The organism is Streptomyces tubercidicus (genome assembly GCF_027497495.1).
Taxonomy (GTDB): Bacteria; Actinomycetota; Actinomycetes; order Streptomycetales; family Streptomycetaceae; genus Streptomyces; species Streptomyces tubercidicus.
Genome location: NZ_CP114205.1, coordinates 1,068,108 through 1,089,417, shown reverse-complemented (window position 1 = coordinate 1,089,417; position 21,310 = coordinate 1,068,108). Strand labels below are relative to the sequence as shown.

Annotated in this window: 21 protein-coding genes; 13 read left to right on the top strand and 8 right to left on the bottom strand. The window is 72.3% G+C overall.

Translation table 11 applies throughout. The annotated features are described in order from the left end of the window. From egtB to STRTU_RS04560, 3 genes are all read right to left on the bottom strand, one after another. Nucleotides 1–1,323 carry an ergothioneine biosynthesis protein EgtB gene (gene egtB, locus STRTU_RS04570; protein WP_159742352.1) on the bottom strand — a complete coding sequence of 441 codons (1,323 nt, stop codon included), beginning with the start codon at nt 1,321–1,323 and terminating at the stop codon, nt 1–3. Next, a complete protein-coding gene (egtA, locus tag STRTU_RS04565; RefSeq protein ID WP_159742351.1) occupies nt 1,320–2,597 on the bottom strand; it encodes an ergothioneine biosynthesis glutamate--cysteine ligase EgtA in 1,278 nt (425 codons plus the stop codon). Before egtA ends, egtB begins: the two co-directional genes overlap by 4 nt. Nucleotides 2,598–2,931: 334 nt before the next feature. Continuing rightward, on the bottom strand, nt 2,932–4,143 hold the full coding sequence (locus STRTU_RS04560; RefSeq protein ID WP_159742350.1) for a pyridoxal phosphate-dependent aminotransferase: 1,212 nt from the start codon (nt 4,141–4,143) through the stop codon (nt 2,932–2,934). Nucleotides 4,144–4,256: 113 nt separating this feature from the next. Here STRTU_RS04560 and STRTU_RS04555 point away from each other — a divergent pair, with 113 nt between their 5' ends. The 6 genes from STRTU_RS04555 (at nt 4,257) to STRTU_RS04530 (ending at nt 10,143) form a co-directional block, all read left to right on the top strand. Continuing rightward, nucleotides 4,257–4,973 (top strand): winged helix-turn-helix transcriptional regulator, encoded by a 717-nt coding sequence (locus STRTU_RS04555; RefSeq protein ID WP_159742349.1) that lies wholly within the window; start codon nt 4,257–4,259, stop codon nt 4,971–4,973. After that, a complete protein-coding gene (locus STRTU_RS04550) occupies nt 4,970–5,452 on the top strand; it encodes a phosphatase domain-containing protein (RefSeq protein WP_159742348.1) in 483 nt (160 codons plus the stop codon). The genes STRTU_RS04555 and STRTU_RS04550 overlap by 4 nt, the downstream gene beginning before the upstream one ends. A 171-nt stretch (nt 5,453–5,623) precedes the next feature. Further along, a complete protein-coding gene (locus STRTU_RS04545; protein ID WP_246240116.1) occupies nt 5,624–6,643 on the top strand; it encodes a glycosyl hydrolase family 18 protein in 1,020 nt (339 codons plus the stop codon). A 163-nt stretch (nt 6,644–6,806) separates the two neighbouring features. Then, nucleotides 6,807–7,805, top strand: coding sequence for an NADPH:quinone oxidoreductase family protein (locus STRTU_RS04540; RefSeq protein ID WP_159742346.1), 999 nt, complete (start codon nt 6,807–6,809; stop codon nt 7,803–7,805). Further along, nucleotides 7,802–8,983: an acyl-CoA dehydrogenase family protein gene (locus STRTU_RS04535; protein ID WP_159742345.1), complete on the top strand. Its 1,182-nt coding sequence runs from the start codon at nt 7,802–7,804 to the stop codon at nt 8,981–8,983. The genes STRTU_RS04540 and STRTU_RS04535 overlap by 4 nt, the downstream gene beginning before the upstream one ends. Beyond that, nucleotides 8,980–10,143, top strand: a complete 1,164-nt coding sequence (locus STRTU_RS04530) for an acyl-CoA dehydrogenase family protein (RefSeq protein ID WP_159742344.1) — start codon at nt 8,980–8,982, stop codon at nt 10,141–10,143. The genes STRTU_RS04535 and STRTU_RS04530 overlap by 4 nt, the downstream gene beginning before the upstream one ends. Before the next feature lie 58 nt (nt 10,144–10,201). Here STRTU_RS04530 and STRTU_RS04525 read toward each other — a convergent pair whose 3' ends face one another. Beyond that, entirely contained in the window at nt 10,202–10,744 is a 543-nt protein-coding gene (locus STRTU_RS04525) for a Ser-Thr-rich GPI-anchored membrane family protein (RefSeq protein WP_246240115.1), read from the bottom strand. Nucleotides 10,745–10,947: 203 nt separating this feature from the next. Here STRTU_RS04525 and STRTU_RS04520 point away from each other — a divergent pair, with 203 nt between their 5' ends. After that, nucleotides 10,948–12,309 (top strand): hypothetical protein, encoded by a 1,362-nt coding sequence (locus STRTU_RS04520; protein ID WP_159742343.1) that lies wholly within the window; start codon nt 10,948–10,950, stop codon nt 12,307–12,309. 4 nt (nt 12,310–12,313) lie between these two features. Here STRTU_RS04520 and STRTU_RS04515 read toward each other — a convergent pair whose 3' ends face one another. Then, nucleotides 12,314–12,856: a cell wall hydrolase gene (locus STRTU_RS04515; RefSeq protein ID WP_246240114.1), complete on the bottom strand. Its 543-nt coding sequence runs from the start codon at nt 12,854–12,856 to the stop codon at nt 12,314–12,316. Nucleotides 12,857–12,980: 124 nt separating this feature from the next. Between STRTU_RS04515 and STRTU_RS04510 the strand changes: the two genes are divergently transcribed. The 5 genes from STRTU_RS04510 to STRTU_RS04490 all read left to right on the top strand — a co-directional run bounded on the left by STRTU_RS04510 (nt 12,981) and on the right by STRTU_RS04490 (nt 18,839). Continuing rightward, nucleotides 12,981–14,210 (top strand): S1 family peptidase, encoded by a 1,230-nt coding sequence (locus STRTU_RS04510; RefSeq protein ID WP_159742342.1) that lies wholly within the window; start codon nt 12,981–12,983, stop codon nt 14,208–14,210. Nucleotides 14,211–14,325: 115 nt separating this feature from the next. Further along, nucleotides 14,326–14,793 carry an acyl-CoA thioesterase gene (locus tag STRTU_RS04505; protein WP_159742341.1) on the top strand — a complete coding sequence of 156 codons (468 nt, stop codon included), beginning with the start codon at nt 14,326–14,328 and terminating at the stop codon, nt 14,791–14,793. 175 nt (nt 14,794–14,968) lie between these two features. Continuing rightward, complete coding sequence (locus STRTU_RS04500) at nt 14,969–16,990, top strand: LodA/GoxA family CTQ-dependent oxidase (protein WP_159742340.1); 2,022 nt, start codon at nt 14,969–14,971, stop codon at nt 16,988–16,990. After that, complete coding sequence (locus tag STRTU_RS04495; protein ID WP_159742339.1) at nt 16,987–18,138, top strand: FAD-dependent oxidoreductase; 1,152 nt, start codon at nt 16,987–16,989, stop codon at nt 18,136–18,138. The genes STRTU_RS04500 and STRTU_RS04495 overlap by 4 nt, the downstream gene beginning before the upstream one ends. After that, nucleotides 18,135–18,839 (top strand): hypothetical protein, encoded by a 705-nt coding sequence (locus STRTU_RS04490; protein WP_159742338.1) that lies wholly within the window; start codon nt 18,135–18,137, stop codon nt 18,837–18,839. The genes STRTU_RS04495 and STRTU_RS04490 overlap by 4 nt, the downstream gene beginning before the upstream one ends. A 67-nt stretch (nt 18,840–18,906) precedes the next feature. Here STRTU_RS04490 and STRTU_RS04485 read toward each other — a convergent pair whose 3' ends face one another. Beyond that, complete coding sequence (locus STRTU_RS04485) at nt 18,907–19,668, bottom strand: SDR family oxidoreductase (RefSeq protein ID WP_159742337.1); 762 nt, start codon at nt 19,666–19,668, stop codon at nt 18,907–18,909. A 149-nt stretch (nt 19,669–19,817) separates the two neighbouring features. Between STRTU_RS04485 and STRTU_RS04480 the strand changes: the two genes are divergently transcribed. After that, on the top strand, nt 19,818–20,666 hold the full coding sequence (locus STRTU_RS04480) for a helix-turn-helix transcriptional regulator (protein WP_246240113.1): 849 nt from the start codon (nt 19,818–19,820) through the stop codon (nt 20,664–20,666). Between the two features lie 107 nt (nt 20,667–20,773). On the opposite strand, the gene STRTU_RS04475 is transcribed toward STRTU_RS04480, so the two are convergent. Next, a complete protein-coding gene (locus STRTU_RS04475; RefSeq protein ID WP_159742336.1) occupies nt 20,774–21,061 on the bottom strand; it encodes a hypothetical protein in 288 nt (95 codons plus the stop codon). A 46-nt stretch (nt 21,062–21,107) separates the two neighbouring features. After that, nucleotides 21,108–21,266 carry a DUF7196 family protein gene (locus tag STRTU_RS04470; RefSeq protein WP_167539110.1) on the bottom strand — a complete coding sequence of 53 codons (159 nt, stop codon included), beginning with the start codon at nt 21,264–21,266 and terminating at the stop codon, nt 21,108–21,110. Between the last annotated feature and the right edge of the window lie 44 nt (nt 21,267–21,310).

The window sequence follows — 21,310 nt, the reverse complement described above, 5'->3', positions numbered from 1 at the left end:
TCATGCGTCCACCGCCATCGGGTCGGCGTCCCGGGCGGTACGGAACCCGGAGAAGATCTGCCGCCGGACCGGCAGGTCCCAGTTGCGGAAGGTGCCCCGGCAGACGACCGGGTCCACCGCGAACGAACCGCCGCGCAGGACCTTGTGCGCGTCGCCGAAGAACACCTCCGAGTACTCCCGGTAGGGGAAGGCGGCAAAGCCCGGATACGGCAGGAAGTCGCTCGCCGTCCACTCCCACACATCGCCGATCAACTGCCGTACGCCCAGCGGCGACTGGCCGTCCGGGTAGCTGCCGATGGCGGCGGGCCGCAGATGCCGCTGGCCGAGGTTGGCATGCGCCGGGGTGGGGTCCTCGTCGCCCCAGGGGTAGCGCCTGGCCCGCCCGGTCGCCGGGTCGTGGCGGGCGGCCTTCTCCCACTCGGCCTCGGTCGGCAGCCGCCGGCCCGCCCAGCGTGCGTAGGCGTCCGCCTCGTACCAACTCACATGCAGCACCGGCTCGTCCGGCGGCACCGGCTCGGTCACCCCGAACCTCCGGCGCAGCCACTGGCCGCCGTCGCGCTTCCAGAAGAGCGGGGCGCGCAGCTTGTGCTCCTGCACCAGGGCCCAGCCGGCCGCGGTCCACCAGCGCCGCTCCTCGTAACCGCCGGCCTCGATGAACCGCTGGTAGGCGCCGTTGCTGACCGGTGTCGTGTCGATCAGGAAGGCGGGCACCAGCCGGTGATGGGCGGGCCGTTCGTTGTCCAGTGCCCAGGGCTCCGTGGAGGTGCCCATGGTGAACGGGCCGCCGGGGACCAGGACTTCGGCGGGCAGCACGTCATCCGGGGCGGGCGGCGGCTCGGGCGCGGTGAGCACAGCGGGACCCGCACGAAGCTGATGTGTGATGAGCATGGTCTCGTCGTGCTGCTGCTCATGCTGCGCGATCATGCCGAAAGCGAAACCGGAGTCGAGCAGCGGACCGCCGTGCAGCGGGGTGCTCTCCAGGACGTCCAGCACCCGGCCGCGGACCTCGGCGACATAGCCGTGTGCCTCGTCCGGTGCCAGCAGCGGCAGCGAGGGGCGCTCGGCGCGGGGGTGCTCGAAGGCGTCGTAGACGGAGTCGATGTCCGGACGCAGCGCATCACGTCCGCCGACGGTGCGCAGCAGCCACTGCTCCTCCTGGTTGCCTATGTGGGCCAGGTCCCAGACGAGCGGGGACATCAGCGGGGAGTGCTGGGCGACGAGGTCGGGATGCTCAACGCAGGTGGTCAGCAGGTGGGTGCGGTCGCGGGCGGCGAGCAGCGCAGCGGCCGCGCGTTCACGGAGGAACTCGGGATCGGGGGTCACTGGCTGTCCTTCCCAACGATGAGATCGCCCTCCGCGGCATACAGGGCGTCGAGATGATCGTCCGCGGGGCAGCGGCCGCGTGCCACATAGCGCTCGGTGAACTCCGCGACCGCCGCGCGCACCTCGGGGGAGGCACCGAGGCGCGGCAGGGCTTCCTGCGCGGCGGCGAAACAGGCCACCGCGGCGGTGTGCAGCTCCGGGTCGGTCAGCGCCGCACGGGCGGCGTGCCGCCACAGCGGATTGCGCGGCGCGGGGCGCGAACCGGCGGTCTCCGCAAGGGACTTGACGATGCGGTACGCCCGCTCGGTCGCCTCCGGATCGTCGAACAGTGCGGCCGTGACGGCCAGCGGCACGATCCAGCCGGCGTCGCCCGACTGCGCGTCGATCATGCGCAGCTCCAGATGGCCGCGCGGCCGTACGGGCGGGAAGAGGGTGGTGACGTGGTAGTCCAGATCCTCCTGGGTGGGCGGTCTGGGGACGCCGGTACGGATCCACTCGCGGAAGGTGAGCCCCTCCGGAGCGTCCCAGTGGCCGTCCTCGGAGCGGATGCACATGACCGGTGCGTCCAGGACATAGCGGGCCCAGGCGGTGCGCGGATCCGGGCCCGGGGGAGGGGCGAGCGTACGGTCCGGATCGAGCTGGGACCAGATGAGCTGGCGGGTGGTGCGGTAGCCCGTCGGGCAGCCCTCACTGATCGGCGAGTTGGCGAACGCCGCGGCCAGTACGGCGCCCAGCAGATGGGCCAGCAGCCAGCGCCGGCCGTACCCGAACGGTCCCGGCTCCTCATGGCCCGCGTCCACACACACCTGCACGGACGCGGTGGCGCACATCATGGACCGCCCGGCGGAGCCCCAGCGGTCGAAGTACGCCTCCATGGCGTTGTAGCGGGGATCGGTCAGCACCCGCCGCGGGGGGTGCCACGGATTGTGGCCGTGGCCGGCCAGGCCCAGGCCCATGGCCAGCAGGGCGGGCCGGACCCGTGCGAGATCGGCGGTGACGGCCTCGATGCAGTCGGTGAGGGAGGTGGCGGGCAGCGAGCTGAGCTCCAGCTGGCCGCCGGGTTCGAAGGTCAGCAGGGATGTCAGGGGGAGCGCGCGCAGGGCGGTGGCCGCGCTCTTCAGCCGGGCCGGTTCGACCGGACATCGAGGGTTGCGCGCATCATGGACCAGCCATTCGATCTCCACGCCGATACGGCGCGGGGGGCCCGTCTTGAAGCATATTCCGCGCAGGTGCGCTTCCAGCTCCGCTTCCAAAACCGCAGGTCGTACGGGCATGGAATCCCTCTCCCTCGTGGGGTGGCGGCAGCATTGCCGCCCTCCACCTAATCTGCTGCGGGCGATGCGCTCAAGAGCGCGTTCGTCCAGCGGACGGCGGGACGGGCTGCCACCGGGCGGGAGGGACCGCCGGGCCCGGAGACGCCTGGACGGGGCCGCGGCGCCTCCTCGGCGTCAGGACGGCCTTCCTGCCCGCCGCCCGGCCCCGGGAGCGTGTCGGCGGGCGGCGGACGGGGCCCGGGAAGTGGGTACGGCTGTTCGAGTGAGTGCGGGGCGGGGTGTGGTTTGCCGCCCCGCAGGCCCGGTGCGGCCGGTGCGATCCGGCCGCCCGGCGTCACTGGCGGTAGCCCGCCAGGAAGCGTCCGATCCGGCTGATCGCCGCGTCCAGCTCATCGGCGTGCGGGAGGGTGAGGATCCGGAAGTGATCCGGGCGCGGCCAGTTGAAGCCGGTGCCCTGGACGACCTGGATCTTCTCCCGCAGCAGCAGATCGAGGACGAACTTCTCGTCGTCGTGGATCTTGTGGACGGCGGGGTCCAGGCGGGGGAAGGCGTAGAGCGCGCCCTTGGGCTTGACGCAGGAGACGCCAGGGATCTCGTTCAGCCGCTCCCAGGCCCGGTCGCGCTGCTCGCGCAGCCTGCCGCCCGGCAGGACCAGGTTCTGGATGCTCTGCGGGCCGCCGAGAGCGGCCTGGATGGCGTACTGCGCGGGGGCGTTCGGGCACAGCCGCATGGAGGCGAGGGTGCCCAGGCCCTCCAGATAGTCGGCGGCGTGCTGCTTGGGGCCGGAGACCACCAGCCAGCCGGAGCGGAATCCGGCCACCCGGGAGGACTTGGACAGTCCGCTGAAGGTCAGACAGACCAGGTCGGGGGCGAGGACTGCGGCGTGGTGGTGGACCGCGTCGTCGTACAGGATCCGGTCGTAGATCTCGTCGGCGAAGACCATCAGCCCGTGGCGCCGGGCGAGGTCGAGCATGCCGTCGAGCAGCTCGCGCGGGTAGACCGCGCCGGTCGGGTTGTTGGGGTTGATGATGACCATCGCCCGGGTCCGGTCGGTGATCTTCGAGGCGAGGTCGTCCAGGTCCGGCAGCCAGTCCGCTGACTCGTCGCAGAGGTAGTGCACCGGCTTGCCGCCCGCCAGGGAGGTGACCGCCGTCCAGAGCGGGAAGTCGGGGGCCGGGATGAGGACCTCGTCGCCGTCGTCCAGGAGGGCCTGCACCGCCATCGAGACGAGTTCGGAGACGCCGTTGCCGAGGTAGATGTCATCGACGCCGACATCGGGCAGACCGCGTTCCTGGTAGTGCTGGGCGACCGCGCGGCGGGCCGAGAGGATGCCCCGGGACTCGGTGTAGCCGTGGGCGCGGGACAGATTGCGCATCACGTCCTGCAGGATCTCTTCGGGGCACTCGAAGCCGAACAGCGCCGGATTGCCGGTGTTCAGCCGCAGCACGCTGTGGCCCGCCTCCTCCAGCGCGTCCGCGTGCTCGATCACCGGCCCGCGGATCTCGTAGCAGACGTCGGCCATCTTGCTGGACTGCTTGAACTGCATGCGGTGGCCTCCCGGTCCCTCGCTCACCGCGCGGCGCGGCAGCACTCGTTACACCGTACTTGGTTTTACCAAGCCGGTACTTGGAAAGTCCAACCTCTGTCTATGCTGGTGTCATGCCGCGCCGAAGCTATGACCAGTACTGCGCCGTCGCCCGAGCCCTGGACGCCGTCGGCGACCGCTGGACGCTCCTGATCGTCCGGGAGCTGCTGGGCGGCCCCCGGCGCTACACCGATCTGCATGCCGACCTGCCGGGCGTCAGCACCGACATGCTCGCCTCCCGCCTCAAGGACATGGAACGGGACGGCCTGGTCACCCGCCGCCGGCTCGCCCCGCCCGGAGTCGCCTTCGTCTACGACCTCACCGACCGCGGCCGCGCACTGCTGCCCGCGCTCACCGCCCTCGCCGACTGGGGCGCCCCCGCCCTCGGCGAGCGGCGCCCGACGGATGCGGTGCGGGCCCACTGGTTCGCGGTTCCGCTGATGGCGCGGCTGGCCCGGCACTTCGGGGATGGGGCCGACGTGATCGATATCGCCCTCGACGAGGGGGAGTTCCATGTCGTGCTCGGTGGCGGCGGAGTCGTCCGCGGCGGCGACGGGCCGGACAGCGCCGGCGGCCCGGAGGTCGGGCCCGGCTATGCGGACGGCCCGGCCGAGCACCCCGACCTCCGGCTGCGGATGGACACCGCGACCTGTGCCGACATCGCATACGATCGACTCTCCCTCGCACAGGGAATCGAATCCGGCCGGATCGCGGTGGCATGGCCCGGGGAGTCCCGGGAGCCCGGGGAGCCCGGCGAACGGCAGCGACGGAAGAGGACGACAACGGCATGACGACGCGCCCCCTGGCTGTCTTCGACCTGGACGGCACGCTCGCCGACGCCGGTCACCGCCAGCATCTGCTGCAGCGCACCCCGCGCGACTGGCGGGCCTTCTTCGCGGCGGCCACCGAGGACCCTCCCCTCCCCGAGGGCGTGGCCCTGGCGCTGCGCAGCACCGAGGACTGCGAGGTCGTCTATCTGACGGGCCGTCCGGAGCGCTGCCGCCGGGACACCGTGGCCTGGCTCGCCCAACACGGCCTTCCGGAGGGAAAGTTGTGGATGCGCCCCAACAGTGACCGCCGCCCGGCGCGGCACACCAAGCTGGAGATCCTGCGCCGGATCGCCCGCGACCGGGAGATCCGCCATGTCGTCGACGACGATGAACTCGTCTGTGACGCCTGCGAGAAGGCCGGCTTCCGGGTGATCAGGGCGCGCTGGGCCACCCCGTCCGAGGCCCTGCGGGACGCCCAGCAGCGGGCAGGGCGTACGTAGCGTCCAGGGGCCGCCGGATCACCGTCCGACGCCGGACTCCGCCCGCCCCGCTCGCGCCCGTTCGGCCGAACTGACGCTACGTCAGCAACGGAACCGGGTAGCGCTCGGGAAATGGATCATGATCATGCATCAGGAACCCGGGCACGCACCGGGCTTGCGCTAGTGGTGACCGTGGCGTTGCTGCTCACCGGGCTCTGGGCCCCGGCGGCCGGAGCGGCCGGGGACCCGAGGAGTGCGGGGCGGACCGGCTCGGCCTGGCTGCCCTACTGGGGCGATGTCGACGCCGCCTACCGCGACGCCCTGCGACACGCCTCCCAGCTGCACACCGTCAGCCCCTTCTGGTACGAGACCTCCGACGACACCATCGTCAAGGGGCACACGGGCGCCGGACGGCGCGACATCATCGACGGGTTGCACGACGCCGGGATCGATGTCGTGCCCACCGTGACCGAGACCCTCGGTGCCGTGGCGATGGCCGAGATGATGCACGATCCGCAGCGGCGACGGGACCATGTCGACACGCTGCTGGACCTCGTCGAGAGCCGGTCCTACGACGGACTCGACCTGGACTACGAGGCGATGGCCCTCACCGGGGACCAGGAGGACCGCGACCGGGTGCGGACCGGCTACAACGCACTCGTCAAGGAGCTCTGCGCCCGGCTGCACGACCGGGACAAGCAGTGTGTGGTCACCGTGCTGGCCCGGGTCCGCGGCAGCGGCCGGGCCTTCGACTACGAGCGGCTCGGCGGGATCGTCGACCGGTTCCGCATCATGGGCTACGACCTGCACTGGTCGGGCGGCGAGGCCGGCCCGCTCTCCGCCAGGGACTGGTACGACGAGTTTCTGCGCTACGCCACCGACACCGTCCCCCGGCACAAGATCGAGGTGGCCTTCCCGGGTTACGGCTGGGACTGGATCAGCGGCGTCACCGGGCATGCGGCCCATCTGACCTGGAAAGAGGCCGAGGCGCTGCGCGAGCGGGAGGACGCGGACTACCTCTTCGACGAGGTCTCCGGCACCCCGCACTTCACCTATCGCAAGGACGGCGAGGAGCACGAGGTCTGGTACCAGGACGCCCGCGGGGTCCGCGCACAGTTGCCGCTGCTGAGGAAGTACGGGGTGCGGGGCACCGGCCTCTGGGCGCTCGGATTCGAGGACCCGGGCTTCTGGGCGGCGCTCCGCGAGGCGTAGCCGCGGCGCGGGCCGGGTGTGCTGTCCCGGGGGCGTTACCGGGCCCGTGAAGTGGTCCGGCGGAGACTGTTCCCAGGCGGATACCGACCGCTTAGTATGTCGCTGGCGAGGGGGCCGGTGCGCCCTCCGCCCACCCGCGTACCCAAGTCTGTGGAGGCACCCGGTGAAGGCATGGCGCGTACACGCGAACGGTGAGCCGCGAGCGGTGATGCGGCTGGAGGAGGTGCCGGACCCGCAGCCGGGGCCGGGGCAGCTGCTGCTGCGGGTGCGGGCCGCCAACGTCAACTTCCCGGACGCGCTGCTGTGCCGCGGCCAGTACCAGGTGCGGCCTCCGCTGCCGTTCACACCGGGCGTGGAGATCTGCGGTGAGGTGCTCGCCGTGGGGGAGGGGGCGGCCGGTGAGACCGGGGCGCGGGTGCTGGCCCAGCCGCCGCTGCCGGACGGCGGCTTCGCCGAACTCGCGGTCGTCGACGCGGCGACGGTACGCCCGGCCCCCGAGGCCCTGGACGACGCCGAGGCCGCCGCGCTGCACATCGGCTACCAGACCGGCTGGTTCGGACTGCACCGCCGGGCCCGTCTCCAGGCGGGCGAGACGCTGCTCGTGCACGCCGCTGCGGGCGGGGTCGGCAGCGCCGCCGTACAGCTCGGCAAGGCCGCCGGCGCCACCGTCATCGGCGTGGTGGGCGGCGCGGACAAGGCCCGTATCGCCCGCGAACTGGGCTGCGATGTGGTCCTCGACCGGCGCACCGACGATCTCGTCGCCGCCGTGAAGGACGCCACCGGCGGGCGCGGCGCGGACGTGGTCTACGACCCGGTGGGCGGTGAGGCGTACGCCAAGTCCGTCAAGTGCATCGCCTTCGAGGGCCGGATCGTCGTCGTCGGCTTCGCCGGTGGCGCCATCCCCACCCCCGCCCTCAACCACGCGCTGGTGAAGAACTACGCGATCCTGGGCCTCCACTGGGGCCTGTACAACACCAAGGACCCCGCCGCCGTCGACGCCTGCCACGAGGAGCTCACCAAGCTCGCCGCGCAGGGCGTCATCAAGCCGCTGATCGGCGGGCGGGTCCCGCTGGCGGACGCCGCCGACGCCGTCCAGCGGGTCGCCGACGGCACCTCCGTCGGCCGGCTCGTGGTGGTCCCCGGAGCGGAGGAGGCCCGATGACCGACGCCGACGACCTGCGCCGGCGCACCGCCGAGCTGCTCGCCGCCCATCCTCCCGCCAGTACGGACCGGCTGGAATTCCTGCGTGCCCGCTTCGACGCCGGACTGGCCTGGGTCCACTTCCCCGAAGGGCTCGGCGGACTGGACGCCCCGCGCGCCCTGCAAGCGGTCGTCGACGCGGAACTGGAGGACGCCGGGGCCCCTGACAACGACCCCGGCCGCATCGGGATCGGCCTCGGCATGGCCGCGCCCACGATCCTGCGCTTCGGCACCGACGAGCAGAAGCAGCGCCTGCTGCGCCCCCTGTGGACCGGCGAGGAGGTGTGGTGCCAGCTGTTCAGCGAGCCCGGTGCCGGCTCCGACCTGGCGGCGCTGGCGACCCGCGCGGTCCGGGACGGGGACACCTGGATCGTCGACGGGCAGAAGGTCTGGACGTCCAGCGCGCATCTGGCCCGCTGGGCGATCCTGATCGCCCGCACCGACCCCGAGGTGCCCAAACACCGCGGCATCAGCTACTTCGTCTGCGATATGACCGATCCCGGCGTCGAGGTGCGTCCGCTGCGGCAGATCACCGGCGAGGCCGAGTTCAACGAGGTCTTTCTCACCGGCGTCCGGATCCCCGACACCCAGCGCCTCGGCGCGGTCGGCGAGGGCTGGAAGGTCGCCCAGACCACGCTGATGAACGAGCGGGTCGCCATCGGCGGCGCCCCTATCCCCCGTGAGGGCGGCATGATCGGCATCGCCGCCGCAGACTGGCGCGCCCGCCCCGAACTGCGCACCCACGATCTGCATCAGCGGCTGCTGAAGCTGTGGGTGGAGGCCGAGGTCGCCCGCCTCACCGGCGAGCGGCTGCGCCAGCAGTTGACCATGGGCCAGCCCGGCCCCGAGGGCAGCGGGATGAAGCTGGCCTTCGCCCGGCTCGCCCAGGAAATCAGCGGCTGGGAGGTGGAGTTCCTCGCCGAGGACGGGCTGACGTACGACGACTGGACGATGCGCCGCCCCGACCGGGTCGACTTCACCGGCCGTGAGGCGGGCTACCGCTATCTGCGCGCCAAGGGGAACTCCATCGAAGGGGGCACCTCGGAAGTGCTGCTCAACATCGTCGCCGAACGTGTGCTGGGGCTGCCGCCCGAGCCGCGCACCGACAAGGACGTCGCGTGGAAGGACCTCCCCCGATGACCGACGCGACCACCCCGCCCGGCGCCACGGCGCCCGACCCCGACCTCCTGTACTCCGAGGACGAGGACGCACTGCGCGCCGCCGTACGGGCGCTCCTCGCCGACCGCGGCGATCCGGCCACCGTGCTCGCCGGTCTGGAGTCGCAGGCCGCCTACGACACCGGGCTGTGGCACTCCCTCGCCACGGAGATCGGCACCGCCGGCCTGCTGGTGCCCGAGAAGCTCGGTGGAGCGGGGGCTACGGCCCGCGAGGCCGCCGTCGTGCTGGAGGAGCTCGGCCGCTCCGTCGCGCCCGTCCCCTATCTGACCAGCGCGGTCCTCGCGGTGACCGCCCTGCTGGGCTGCGATCACGACCGGGCGGACACCGCCGCGCCGCTCGCCGCGCTCGCCGAGGGACGCACCGTCGGTGTGCTCGCGGTCCCGCTGACCACCGCTCCTGGCGGGCCGTCCGGTCCTGTGTCCGTACGGGCCGATGCGAACGGCGCCCTGACCGGCCGGGTGACCTCGGTCGCCGATGCCGCCGCGGCCGGGCTGCTGCTCGTCCCGGCGGAGGGACCCGACGGCCCCGCCCTCTACGCGGTGGACGCCTCGGCGGCCGGGGTGCGCACCGACACCGTCACCCCGCTCGACCTCACCCGCCCCCTGGGCCACCTCACCTTCGACGGTGCCCACGGGCGCCTGCTGGCCGTCGGGGACCGCGCCCGCGCCGCCGTCGACCGGGCCCTGCTCGCCGGGGCCGGACTGCTCGCCTCGGAGCAGCTGGGCGTCGCCGAATGGTGTCTGACCGAAACCGTGCGGCACACCGCCGAGCGCACCCAGTTCGGCCGCCCCGTCGGCTCGTTCCAGGCGCTCAAGCACCGGATGGCCGCCCTCTGGCTGGAGGTGGCCTCGGCCCGCGCCGCCGCCCGTAACGCCGCCGACGCCCTGGCCACCGACAGCCCCGACGCCCCGGTGGCGGTGGCCGTCGCCCAGGCGTACTGCGCGCCGGTGGCGGTACGTGCCGCGCAGGAATGCGTCCAGCTGCACGGCGGGATCGGCATGACCTGGGAGCATCCGGCGCATCTGTTCCTCAAGCGGGCCAAGAGCGATGAGCTCGCCCTCGGGTCGCCGGGGCGCCACCGGGAGGCCCTGGCGGGGTTGGTCGGGATCGCCGCGCCGTAGGGCCTGTCCCTGGGCGAGGTCCGAGCGGCCGTGGGCCGGTATGGCCGCCGGCCGCCGGTCAGTTGGTGATGGCGAAGGTCCGGGTGAAGTCGCGGACCGCGCCATCGCCGGCCGTGGCCACCTCCAGGAAGTAGCGGGGGCCCGGCGGCACCCGGGGCAGCGTCACCAGCGCCTCACCGGTCCGCCCGGCATCGACCCGGGTCGCCACCAGCGCCACCCGCTCCGACTCGCCGTGGCCCGTCGCCGTCCGCAGCCAGACGTCCACCTCCTCGCCCGTGGTGTTCTTCCAGGCCACCGCGAAACTGCCGTTCGCCTTGTAGTCGACGCCGGGCTCGGGCGCGGTCACCTCGATCCGCCCCGTCGGGGGCGAGGCGAACTCCTCGGGGTCGGCACTGGCGGCGGCCGCGCCGAGGGCGGAGGTGGCGGCCCGCGCGGCCGACCCCGCATGGCCGGATGTGGCGGCCATCGCCCGGCCGGCCGCCGGACCACTCTTCCCGGTGTCCGGGCGGGACGGCGTCAGCGAGATCACCAGCATGCAGCCGACGGCGGTGGTGGCGACGGCGACGGCCAGATTGGTGGCCATCGAGGTGGCCCTGCACATCGTCTCCTCGTTTCCTCGGGGGGAGGGGCGAGCCGAACATCCCCGGCACTCTGCGCATCAAAAACGACGCGCTGAGCGATCACCTGGATGGACATCCCCGGCGCGACAGACCCCTCGACGCAAGGGAGAATCCACCGCTCGGGACCGAATTGATCCCGGCTCCGGTGATGTCTGGAAAGTGTGGTTCGGGTAGCGTCGAACACATGAAGACCGCAACTCGTCGTGCGCTGATCGGACCAGTCCTTCTGCTGGTGGCCGCGCTGCTCGCGGTGGCCGCCGCGTTGGCACCGGGTGCCCGTGCCGCAGGGGGGCTCGATGAAGCCGCGGCGGCCCTGGAGAAGGGCCCGGTCTATGTCGACCCGCGCGCCGCGCATGAGTTCTCCGACGCCCAGGCGGATGCGCTGGCCAAGAAAATCAAGGACGCGGACAAGCCCATTTTCGTCGCCGTGCTGCCGCGGGCCGCCGAGTACCAGCCCGGCACGCTGCTGCGGGACCTGCGCACCAAGGTCGGCATCAGCGGCGTCTACGCCGTCGAGCTCGGCAACGGCTTCAACGCGGGCGCCGACCCACGGGTGATGACGCGCAGCTCGGTGCAGAACCTCGTCGGATCGGTCAAGAGTTCCGACTACCCGACCGTCAATGAGCGCCTGAACAGCTTCGTCGACACGGCGGCACGGTCCGCACACGGCCAGGCCCCCTCCTCCTGGAGCGGCGTGGGCGACAGCGGCTTCGGCACCGGCACGGCCATCGGGCTCGGGGTGCTGGTGGTCGTCGGAGGCGGCGGCGCCTATGCGATCGCCCGCCGCAACCGCAGAAGGCGGATCGAGGAGGAGCGGGCCGCGCTGGAGGATCTGCGGATCGTCGTCGACGAGGACATCACCGCCTTCGGCGAGGAGCTGGACCGCCTCGACTTCAACCCCGGTGAGCCCGGTGCCGACGACGCGATGCGCGCCGACTACAGCCATGCGCTGGATTCCTACGAGAACGCCAAGTCGGCGATGGCGGCGGCCCAGCACCCCGGAGAGGTGCAGGCGGTGACCAAGGCCCTGGAGGACGGCCGGTTCTCGCTGGCCACCCTCGCCGCACGACGGGAGGGCGAGCCGCTGCCCGAGCGCCGGCTGCCCTGCTTCTTCGACCCCCGGCACGGCCCGTCCGTCGTGGATGTCGGCTGGGCACCGGCGGGCGGCGCCGAGCGCACCGTCCCGGTCTGCGCCGCCGACAAGGCCCGTATGGACGACGGGCGGGAGCCGCTGGCCCGTACGGTCCGGACCCCGGAGGGCGACCGCCCCTACTGGGACGCGGGCCCGGCCTACGGCCCCTGGGCCGGCGGCTACTTCGGCGGCGGCCTGCTGCCCGGCCTCCTGGTCGGCACGCTGCTCGGCAATGTGATGTGGTCGTCCGCCGCCTACGGCGCCGACTTCGGCGATGCGGGCGCCGCCGGCGGTGACTACTCCGGATCCGACTTCAACTCCGGCGACTTCGGGGGCGGCTTCGGCGACGGGGGCGGCTTCGGGGACGGCGGTGGCTTCGGCGGCGGTGGCGGTTTCGACGGCGGAGGCTTCTGAGCGCTCAGCGTTCCTGGGGTCGCCCGGCCCGTTTGACGCCGAGGAAGCGCCGGTAGCGCGGCCGCGCCGCGAAGTCCGCAGAGCGCCAAACGGCGGGCCGGCCGGCCTCCCGGCACAGATGCAGCACCTGGTCGGGGCCCAGATGGACGCCCACATGCGCGCCGTAGCCCGGTGGGCGGCCCTCGGCGGGACCGCCGTCGAACAGCACCAGATCCAGCGGTCGCGGGCGGTCCACCCGGTGGGTCGCCCGTGTGTCGGCCCAGAGTTCCGCGGAGCGCAACGGCGGTATCAGCAGGCCGAAGTGGCGCAGTACGGCGTAGGCGTACAGCTGGCAGTTCGCGCCCCGGGCCAGGTCGGCGAAGGGGCCCGGGGCGGGGTGGCCGGAGGCACCGGCCGTCCCGTCCGCCGCGTATGACGGGCATTCAGGTGTCGCCGCTCCCGGATGGCGGGCACCCGAGTAGGTCACATTGCGCAGCTCCTCCGGGAGCCGCGAGAACGCCACCGTGCCGTGGGCGGTGGGGACTTGACGGCCGGGTTCACGGGACACCCGGTCATGATGCCGGGACCTCCCCTCATGCCGCACGCCCCGGTGTCGAGCACGCTCACCCCATCGGATCCGGCGGGCACCACATCGGATCCGACGTGTACTCGACACCGCGAGGAGATCCCCGATGGAACGCCGCTTTCGCAAGGCAGCTCTCTGGGGCGCGGTCGTCGCCACCGTCGTGGCGGCGGCCGGCCCGTTCAGCCCGGCGCACGGCGTGCCCCGGCCCGATCCCGGGCCCCAGCCCTCGCCCCGCGGCATGCTCGACGCGATGCGCCGGGACCTCGGGCTGAACGCGGTGCAGGTGCGGACCCGGCTCGCGCAGGAGACCGAAGCACACCGCGCCGCGGCGGCCGTGCGCCGGACGCTGAGCGCCCCGCCCGCCGGTATGTGGTTCGACCGGACCACCGGCAAGCTCGTCGTCGCGGTCACCGGCGCCGCCGACGCACAGCGGGTACGGGCCGCCGGGGCGGTCCCCAAGGCGGTGCCGCACAGCCGCGCCGCGCTCACGGCCCTGATGCGGCAGATCACCGGCCGGGCCGGTGACGGGGTGCCCGGCGTGACCGGCTGGGGTGTGGACGAGCGGGCCAACGGTGTGGTGGTGCGCGTCGACCGCACCCGGCACACCGTCCGGACCGCCGCCTTCGAGAGGTCCGTCCGCGCGATGGGGGCGCGCTCGAAGATCCCCGTCACCGTCGAGCGCAGCGACCAGACGCCGCGTCAGCAGGGCGGCACGGTGGTGGGCGGCGAACGGTGGATGCCCGGCGCCGAGGGCATCTGCTCCATCGGCTTCCCGGTGACCGGACCGGGCAGTTTCCAGGGCTTTCTGACGGCCGGTCACTGCACGCTCACTGCCGATCAGGCCGCGTTCGGCAAGGACGGCAGCCGGATGGGGACCTCCAACCAGGGCGGCGGACACAGCGTCAACGGACGCGAGGGGGACTTCGGGCTGGTCGGGGTCGACCAGCCGGACTGGACGGTCAGCTCGAACGTGGCCGGGCAGGGCGGTACGCCGGTCACCGTCACCGGCGAGCAGGAGGGCCTGGTCGGCATGTCGATGTGCCGCTCCGGGCAGAGCAGCGGCTGGCACTGCGGGGAGATCACCCGGGTCGACCAGACCGTGGACTACGGCAACACGGTCATCGAGGGCCTGTCGTTCACCAACGCCTGCTCGGCGCCCGGAGATTCGGGCGGCTCGTATGTCACCCAGCCCAGCGCCCCGAAGGCCCTGGGCGTGCACTCCGGCGGCGGCGCCGCCAGCTGCGGCAACTTCGGCGGTGCCACGCTGACCGTCTTCCAGCCGGTCGGTGAGGCCCTGGCGAAGTGGAACCTGCGGCTCAAGACGGGCAGCCCCTGACGCGTCCGTCTCCCCGGCCTCTTGACCTCCGCGCCTACGATGTGAAGCCAGTGGCCAATGAGGCTCCGGGTGCCCGCGTGGCGGACGGCGCCTACGGGGAGCGGGGAGAAAGCACGTGACAGAAGCGGCGGAGCAGACAGCCGGTACGGACGCGACGGAGCCGTTCACCGTCGGGATCACCGTGCGTGGCTACGAGACGGACACCCAGGGCCATCTCAACCAGAGCGTCTACCTCCAGTACGCCGAGCACGCCCGCTGGTCGCTGCTCCAGGCGAGCGGCATCCGCCAGAGCACCATGGTGGACCGCCGGGTCGGCCCGGTGACCGTCGAGACCACCATCCGCTACCGGCGGGAGCTGCGGGCCGGTGACGAGGTCGAGGTCAGCTGCGCCTTCGTCTGGGGCGAGGGCAAGACCTTCCGGATCGAGCAGACCGTCCGCAAGGACGACGGGACGGTGGCCGCCGAGGTGAGCGCCGTCTGCGGGCTGCTCGACCTCACCGAGCGCAAGCTGCTCCAGGACCCACGGGCCGCCTTCCGCGAGCTGGCCGAGAAGCCCGCGCTGCTGGGCCTCGCCGACGCCTGACGAGGGCGGTCCGCGGCGCCGCGCCCGCTCCGTACGGCGGCAGCGGGCGCGGCCGCCGACACGAAAGGGTGAACCCGTTCATCCATTGCGATGCCTGGAGGTCACGGCGGACACCGGACTGATCCACGTTTGAGCCGTCGGGGGGCGCCACACCAGCCCAGTGAAAGGCTCCTCGATGGATACGCAGATAGTCCAGGTCAAGATCCATCCCGCCATCGGCATAGCCCGGGTCGGCAACAGCGACAAACCGCCCTTCATCGGCCCGGAATCCCCGGACCAGCCGCCGCTGCCGCCCGGCTCGTACAAGGACAGCGCGGGGAAGGTCATCCGGCAGGCCGCCCGGTTCCGGGTCTACGGCTACAACCAGGCCGGCGAAGCCGTCCGGGAACTCAAGCTGGGCGAGGCGGGGGTGACCGAGATCAAGTGGTCGGTGCACCTGGCCAACAAGAAGGCCGCCTGGTACCAGTTCCACCTCCCGCTCGACATCCCCGAGGCGGGCAGCCTGCCGGAGGCCCAGCTGCGCCGGCGGAACTTCGACGTCGCGGGAGCCGACCGGAAGAAGCTCGTCATCGACGCCGGCCGCAAGCAGATCCGCGCCTCCCTGCACGAGACCGCCGCCCTCGCCGGGAAGATCATGAACAAGCCGGTCTCCCTGGGATCGATCTCCGCCCAGGACGACGGCCGCTTGGTGGTCGTCGGCGGCGTCGGCAAGTCGGCCTCCTACGCCACTCCCGAGAAGCCGATCTCCGGCGTCGCGAACAACGACACCTGGTACGACGACGTGTCCGACGGTCCGGTCACGGCGGAGGTCACCATCGGGGGCGTCACGAAGACCGCGAGCCCGGCCTGGGCCGTGATCGCCCCGCCGCACTACGCGCCCGGTGTGAAGACCGTCCGCACCCTCTACGACCTGCTCTACGACGTGTTCGTCACCGAGCAGACCCTGCCCGCCGTGCAGCAGATCTCCTACCCGGAACACATCGAACCGCTGCTGAGCCGGTTCTGTGAGCTCCAGTGGACCAACCACGGCTTCGCCACCCAGTTCGGCTGGGCCGGCCCGCACGACTTCCTGGACCCGGCCATGCGCAAGCGGCTCGCCGACCCGGGCGCGGCCAGCCGGGAACTCCGCCGCCAGGTCTATATCCACATGCGTGACTACGGGCGGGACGGGACGTCCCCGCTGCCCTGGCCGTGGCTCTACGGCGACAACATGTCCAGCGGCAAACCCACCTCCGTCCGGCAGCACATCAAGATTTCCTCCGAGCAGGACCGGATGCTGGCTCAATGGGCCGACGGCCGCTTCACCACCGGCCCGCCCCGGAAGGGCCACCCGGACGTGGACGCGGCGCCGGTCACCGCGCAGCCGGGTCTGCTGGACCGGGCCGCGCTGGACAACTGCGCCGCCGACGCGTTCCACCCGGGCTGCGAGGTCACCTGGCCGATGCGGCACAAGACCATGTACTCCGAGCCGTTCCGCATCCTGCACCGCACACCGGAGAACCCGGAACCCGACTACGGAGATGCGCTCAGCGTCCAGGAGGCCCTGGGCAAGAACGGCCCGCTGCACGCGCAGGGGCCGGGTGACCTCACCCGCTGGATGGCCGCCCCCTGGCAGTGCGACACCGCGAGCTGCCGCTCCGGCTACCAGGTACGGTCCGGGCTCGGCCCCCGCTACAGCCCCTACCTGCCCACCTTCTGGCCCGCCCAGATGCCCAACCACGTGCTCAAGCAGGCCGACTTCGCGACCGTCAACACCCCGCCCAGCGGCTCCGACGACAGCGCCAGGGAGAAGGCCTTCGAGCACCGGGCGGTCTGGCTGCGCGGCCTGAAGGGCACCGACTTCAACAAGCAGCGCCGGCAGATGATCGACGACTGGTACAAGTTCGGCATCGTCGAGCCGCACGAATACACCGTGGGCGACAACAAGTTCCCCCGGTACATCCAGGTGGAGTCCGAGCCCGGCTATCCGCCGGCCCCCGACGACGCCAACCTCCTCAACATCCAGGTGCCCGAGGCGGGCGTGCCCCAACTGGCGGGCGCGGCTGACGTCTGGACCGGCAAGATCGCGGCCGAGACCGTCGAAGCCATGCTCGTCCAACAGGCCGTCCAGGAGGTCATGGAGGCAACCGGCCGGGACGAGACGTCGATCGCCGCCGGATACCTGGAGAAGCTCGACCCCTTCCACGGCACCCCGTGAGCCCCGCCCCCGCCTACGACGTCGTGGTCGCGGGCGGTGGCCCGGCCGGCTGTGCCGCCGCGCTCACCCTCGCCCACGCCGGCCGGACGGTCCTGCTGGCCGACGCCGGCACCGGCCCGCCCAAGGCCGGTGAGGCGCTGGTGTCCATGGGCCGGCTGCTGCTCGCCGACCTCGGCGTCGCCGAACCGGTCCTGGGCAGCGGCCATCTGCCCTGCCACGGCAACCTGTCCGCCTGGGGCTCGCCGGAACTGCACGCCGTGGACTTCCTCCACGACCCCTACGGCCACGGCTGGCACCTGGACCGTCCGCTCTTCGACCGCCGACTGCGCGCCGCCGCCGGTGCGGCGGGCGCCGAGGTCGCCGAGCACACCGCCGTACGGAGCCCCTCCCGGCAGTCGGACGGCACCTGGCAGCTCGCGCTGCGCGACCGGGCCGGCCGGGCCGGGGACCGTACGGTGCGCTGCCGCTGGGTGGTGGACGCCACCGGGCGCGGCGCCGCGATCGCCGTCCGCTCCGGCGCCCGACGGCGCACCGGAGACCAGCTGACCGGCCTCCACCTCACCCTCGACCCGGCCCCGCAGACCCCCCTCGACGGCCGTTCGCTGGTCGAGTCCGACCAGGACGGCTGGTGGTACACCGCGCTGCTGCCCTCCCGGCAGCGGCTGGTCGCCTACTTCACCGACCCCGACCTGCCCGTCGCCGCCGCGCGCGGTGCCGAGCGGTTCCGTCAACGGCTGCTGGCCACCCGGCACATCTCCCGCCGGGCCCGCCCGCACGGGCTCACCATCCTGCGCCCGCCCCGCCGGGCCGCCGCCCACAGCGCCCATCTGGACCGGGTGCACGGCGACGGCTGGACGGCCGCCGGGGACGCCGCCGCGGCCTTCGACCCGCTCAGTTCCCAGGGCATCCTCACCGCCCTCTACACCGGGCTGAGCGCGGGCCAGGCGGTCGACGCCCGGCTGCACGGCGACCGGGCGGCTCTGTCCGACTACGCGGCCAAGGTCACCACGGCCCGTACCGCCTACCAGCACGGCCACCGCGCCGTGCACGCCCAGGAAACCCGCTGGCCCGACCGGCCCTTCTGGTCCCGGCGGCAGCGGAGCTTCCACCACAACCCCCCACCCACGAAAGGCGAGAACTCATCATGACCCCCACCCCCGCCCACGAGCACATCCACCGCTTCCTGCTGCTGGGCAAGAAGAAGCTGTTCTTCTACCACCTGGCGCTGTACAACCCCCAGTCCGGCCACAACTACCAGGCGGTCTTCAACTTCTCCATCAGGGACAACGGCGAACTGCGGGACATGTACCTGAAGGATCTGGCGCAGCACGAGAGCCAGCGGGTCTTCTACTCCCTGCGCTGCCCGCACCACTTCGAACTCCCCGAGCTCCAGCAGGGCAAGGAGTTCGGGGTCCATCTGGAGCGGGTGGTCGTGAAGCCCGACGGCAGCCGCGACTTCCAGCAGATGACCACGGCCGAGACCATCGTGGACTGCAAGCCGGAGAACGTGCTCTCCTTCCGCAAGCTGGGCAATCTGCCCTACCCCGAATACCTCACCTACCTGGTGTTCGGCGAAGGCGACGAGGTCCACATGGCCCACCAGCTCGCGGAGCGCCCCAACTGGGACGAGGCCATCACCGTCACCCCCGGGCAGCCGATCGACCCGGCGCTGCTGAAGAAGGTCCCGACCCTCGTCATCGACTCGATCAGGGACGCCCACGACAAGCTGATCGAGAGCCCGCTGAAGAAGGGGCAGCAGTACCAGGGCAAGATCGACGGGTCCGGTCCGGTCGTCGACTTCACCGTCGGCCGCCAGGGCTGGTGGAACCACACCAGCCTCAACAGCTGAGCCACCGCAGCCCGTTGCCGTCCCGGCCCGGGCCGGTCCGCGACACCGCCGCGGACCGGCCCGGGCCTCACGCCTGCCGCGTCGGCAGCACGATCGCCTGACGCAGGTTCACATGGCGGGCGCGGCTCGTCGTGTAGGCGATCAGGTCGGCGACATCGTCCGCCGCCAGTCCGGTCAGGGCGTCGAACATGCCGTCCAACTGGCCGGCCAGTTCCGCGTTGTCGATGTGGTCGGCCAGCTCCGTGTCCGTGAGACCCGGCTCGATATTGGTGACGCGGACATCGCGCGGGCCCAGCTCCGTGCGCAGCGACTGCGAGAGGTACGTCAGCGCGGCCTTCGTCGCCCCGTACACCGCGTACTGGGGGAAGGCGAGGTGCGCGCCGATCGAGGAGATGTTCACCAGATCCGCCGTCCGGCCCGCAGCAGCCACCGCGATCAGGTCCGGGGTGAACGCGCGGATGACCCGCAGCGCGCCGGCCACATTGGTGTCCAGCATGCGCTGCCACTCGTCGGCGCGGCCTTCGGTGACCGGATTCGGCAGCATCACACCCGCCGCGTTGACCACCAGGTCGACCTGACCGTATGTGCTGTGCACCCGCTCGGCCGCTGCTTCCACGGAGGCGGCGTCGGTGACATCGGCGGTGACCGCCAGGGCCTGTCCGCCGGCCTTCTCGATCGTGGCGGCCAGCTCCGCCAGCCGCTCGGCCCGGCGGGCGAGCAGCGCCACCCGCACACCGTGCGAGGCGAGCAGCCGGGCGGTGGCCTCGCCCATACCGCTGGCGGCTCCGGTGACGACAGCGGTGCGGCCGGCGAGGGTGGCGTACGACATGGGAACTCCTGGACTGGTGGTGAGCGCCGCCGGGCGTCTCCCGGGGCGACCACCACCATGCGACCGGCCACCGCACTTACCCAGGGCTGCCGTTTTCCTGGGTCCACCAGTACCAGGATCGGAGCGTCGACACCTCCTAGGATCAGCGCATGGACATATCCCTGACGGGGGAACTCGGCGACTTCCTGCGTTCCCGGCGCGCCCGCATCCGGCCCGAGGAGGTCGGGCTGCCGGGGCACGGCAGACGGCGGGTTCCGGGCCTGCGCCGCGAGGAGGTCGCCCAGCTGGCAGGCGTCAGCGTCGACTACTACATCCGCCTCGAACAGGGCCGTGGCCCCTCCGTCTCGGACGCCGTACTCGACGCCATCGGGCGCGTCCTGCGCCTGGACGACACCGAGCAGCAGTATCTGCGCACGGTGGCCAGGCCCGCGGCCCGCCGCCCGTCCGCCGCCGGGCCCGCGCCCCAGAAGGTCCGCCCCGGTCTGCGCCTCGTCCTGGACACCATGGAGAAGGCACCCGCGTTCGTGCTCGGCCGCCGGATGGATGTGCTCGCGTGGAACGCTCTGGGCGACGCCGTCGTCGGCTTCTCGCAGATGCCGCCCGAGGAGCGCAATATGCCGCGCCAGGTGTTCCTCAACCCGCAGGCGCGCGAGCTCTATCCGGACTGGCCCGCGGTGGCCGCGGAGACGGTCGCCTATCTGCGCCTGGACGCGGGAAGCCATCCACGGGACAAGCGGCTGGCGACGCTGGTCGGTGAACTCTCCCTGGGCAGCGAGGACTTCCGCCGCCTGTGGGCCGACCACCAGGTCAAGGAGAAGACCTACGGGGCGAAGCGCATGCGGCACCCCGTGGCGGGCGAACTCACCATGCCGTACGAGACCTTGACGGTGTCCGGGGAGCCGGACCAGCTGCTGGTGGTGTACACACCGGAACCGGGTTCGCAGACGGCGGACCGCTTGGCCCTGCTGGCCAGCTGGGCAGCGAGCCCCGCCGTCTGACGAGCGCCCGCCACCGCCGGGCCGGTTCCGGCGCCGGCCGTCGCCGGGCCGGTTCCGGCGCCGGCCGTCGCCGGGCCGGTTCCAGCGTCCGCCACCGCCGGTCCGGTTCAGTCGAGCCACTGGGACGCGAGCCCGGCGAGGTAGGAGAGCGACAGGGCCGTGGTGGCGACCTGGAACGCGGTCGTTCCCGCGCTCCCGTACGTGAGGGCGGCCATGGTGGAGCCCACCCACACGCTCGTACACCAGCTGCAGCTGACCAGATAGGAGAGTTTGGAATCGTCACCGAAGCGGCCGGCGACCCATGAGCGGAATCCGGCCGCAAGGGTGTCCTTGGTGATGAATCTGGTGAGGCGGCAGGTGGCGCCGACGGACAGCAGGAACTCCGCGAGGCTCATGACCGCCACCTCCCTCCTGGCACCGCGCATGCTCCCGGGCGGTCCGTCACTGCTGGATGACGAGGATCGTGCCGATACCGCCGGCCCGTTGGTTGGCCGCCTCGGCCTCTTGCCAGGTGTAGTACTGGCGCACGGTGCCGTCCGGCAGGGTCAACTGGTAGATGGTGACGCCCGGGCGGGCACCGCCGCCGCAATTGCAGCCCATGTTCCGCTCCTTCGGTGACTTTTCGCGAGGGGATCGATATGGCC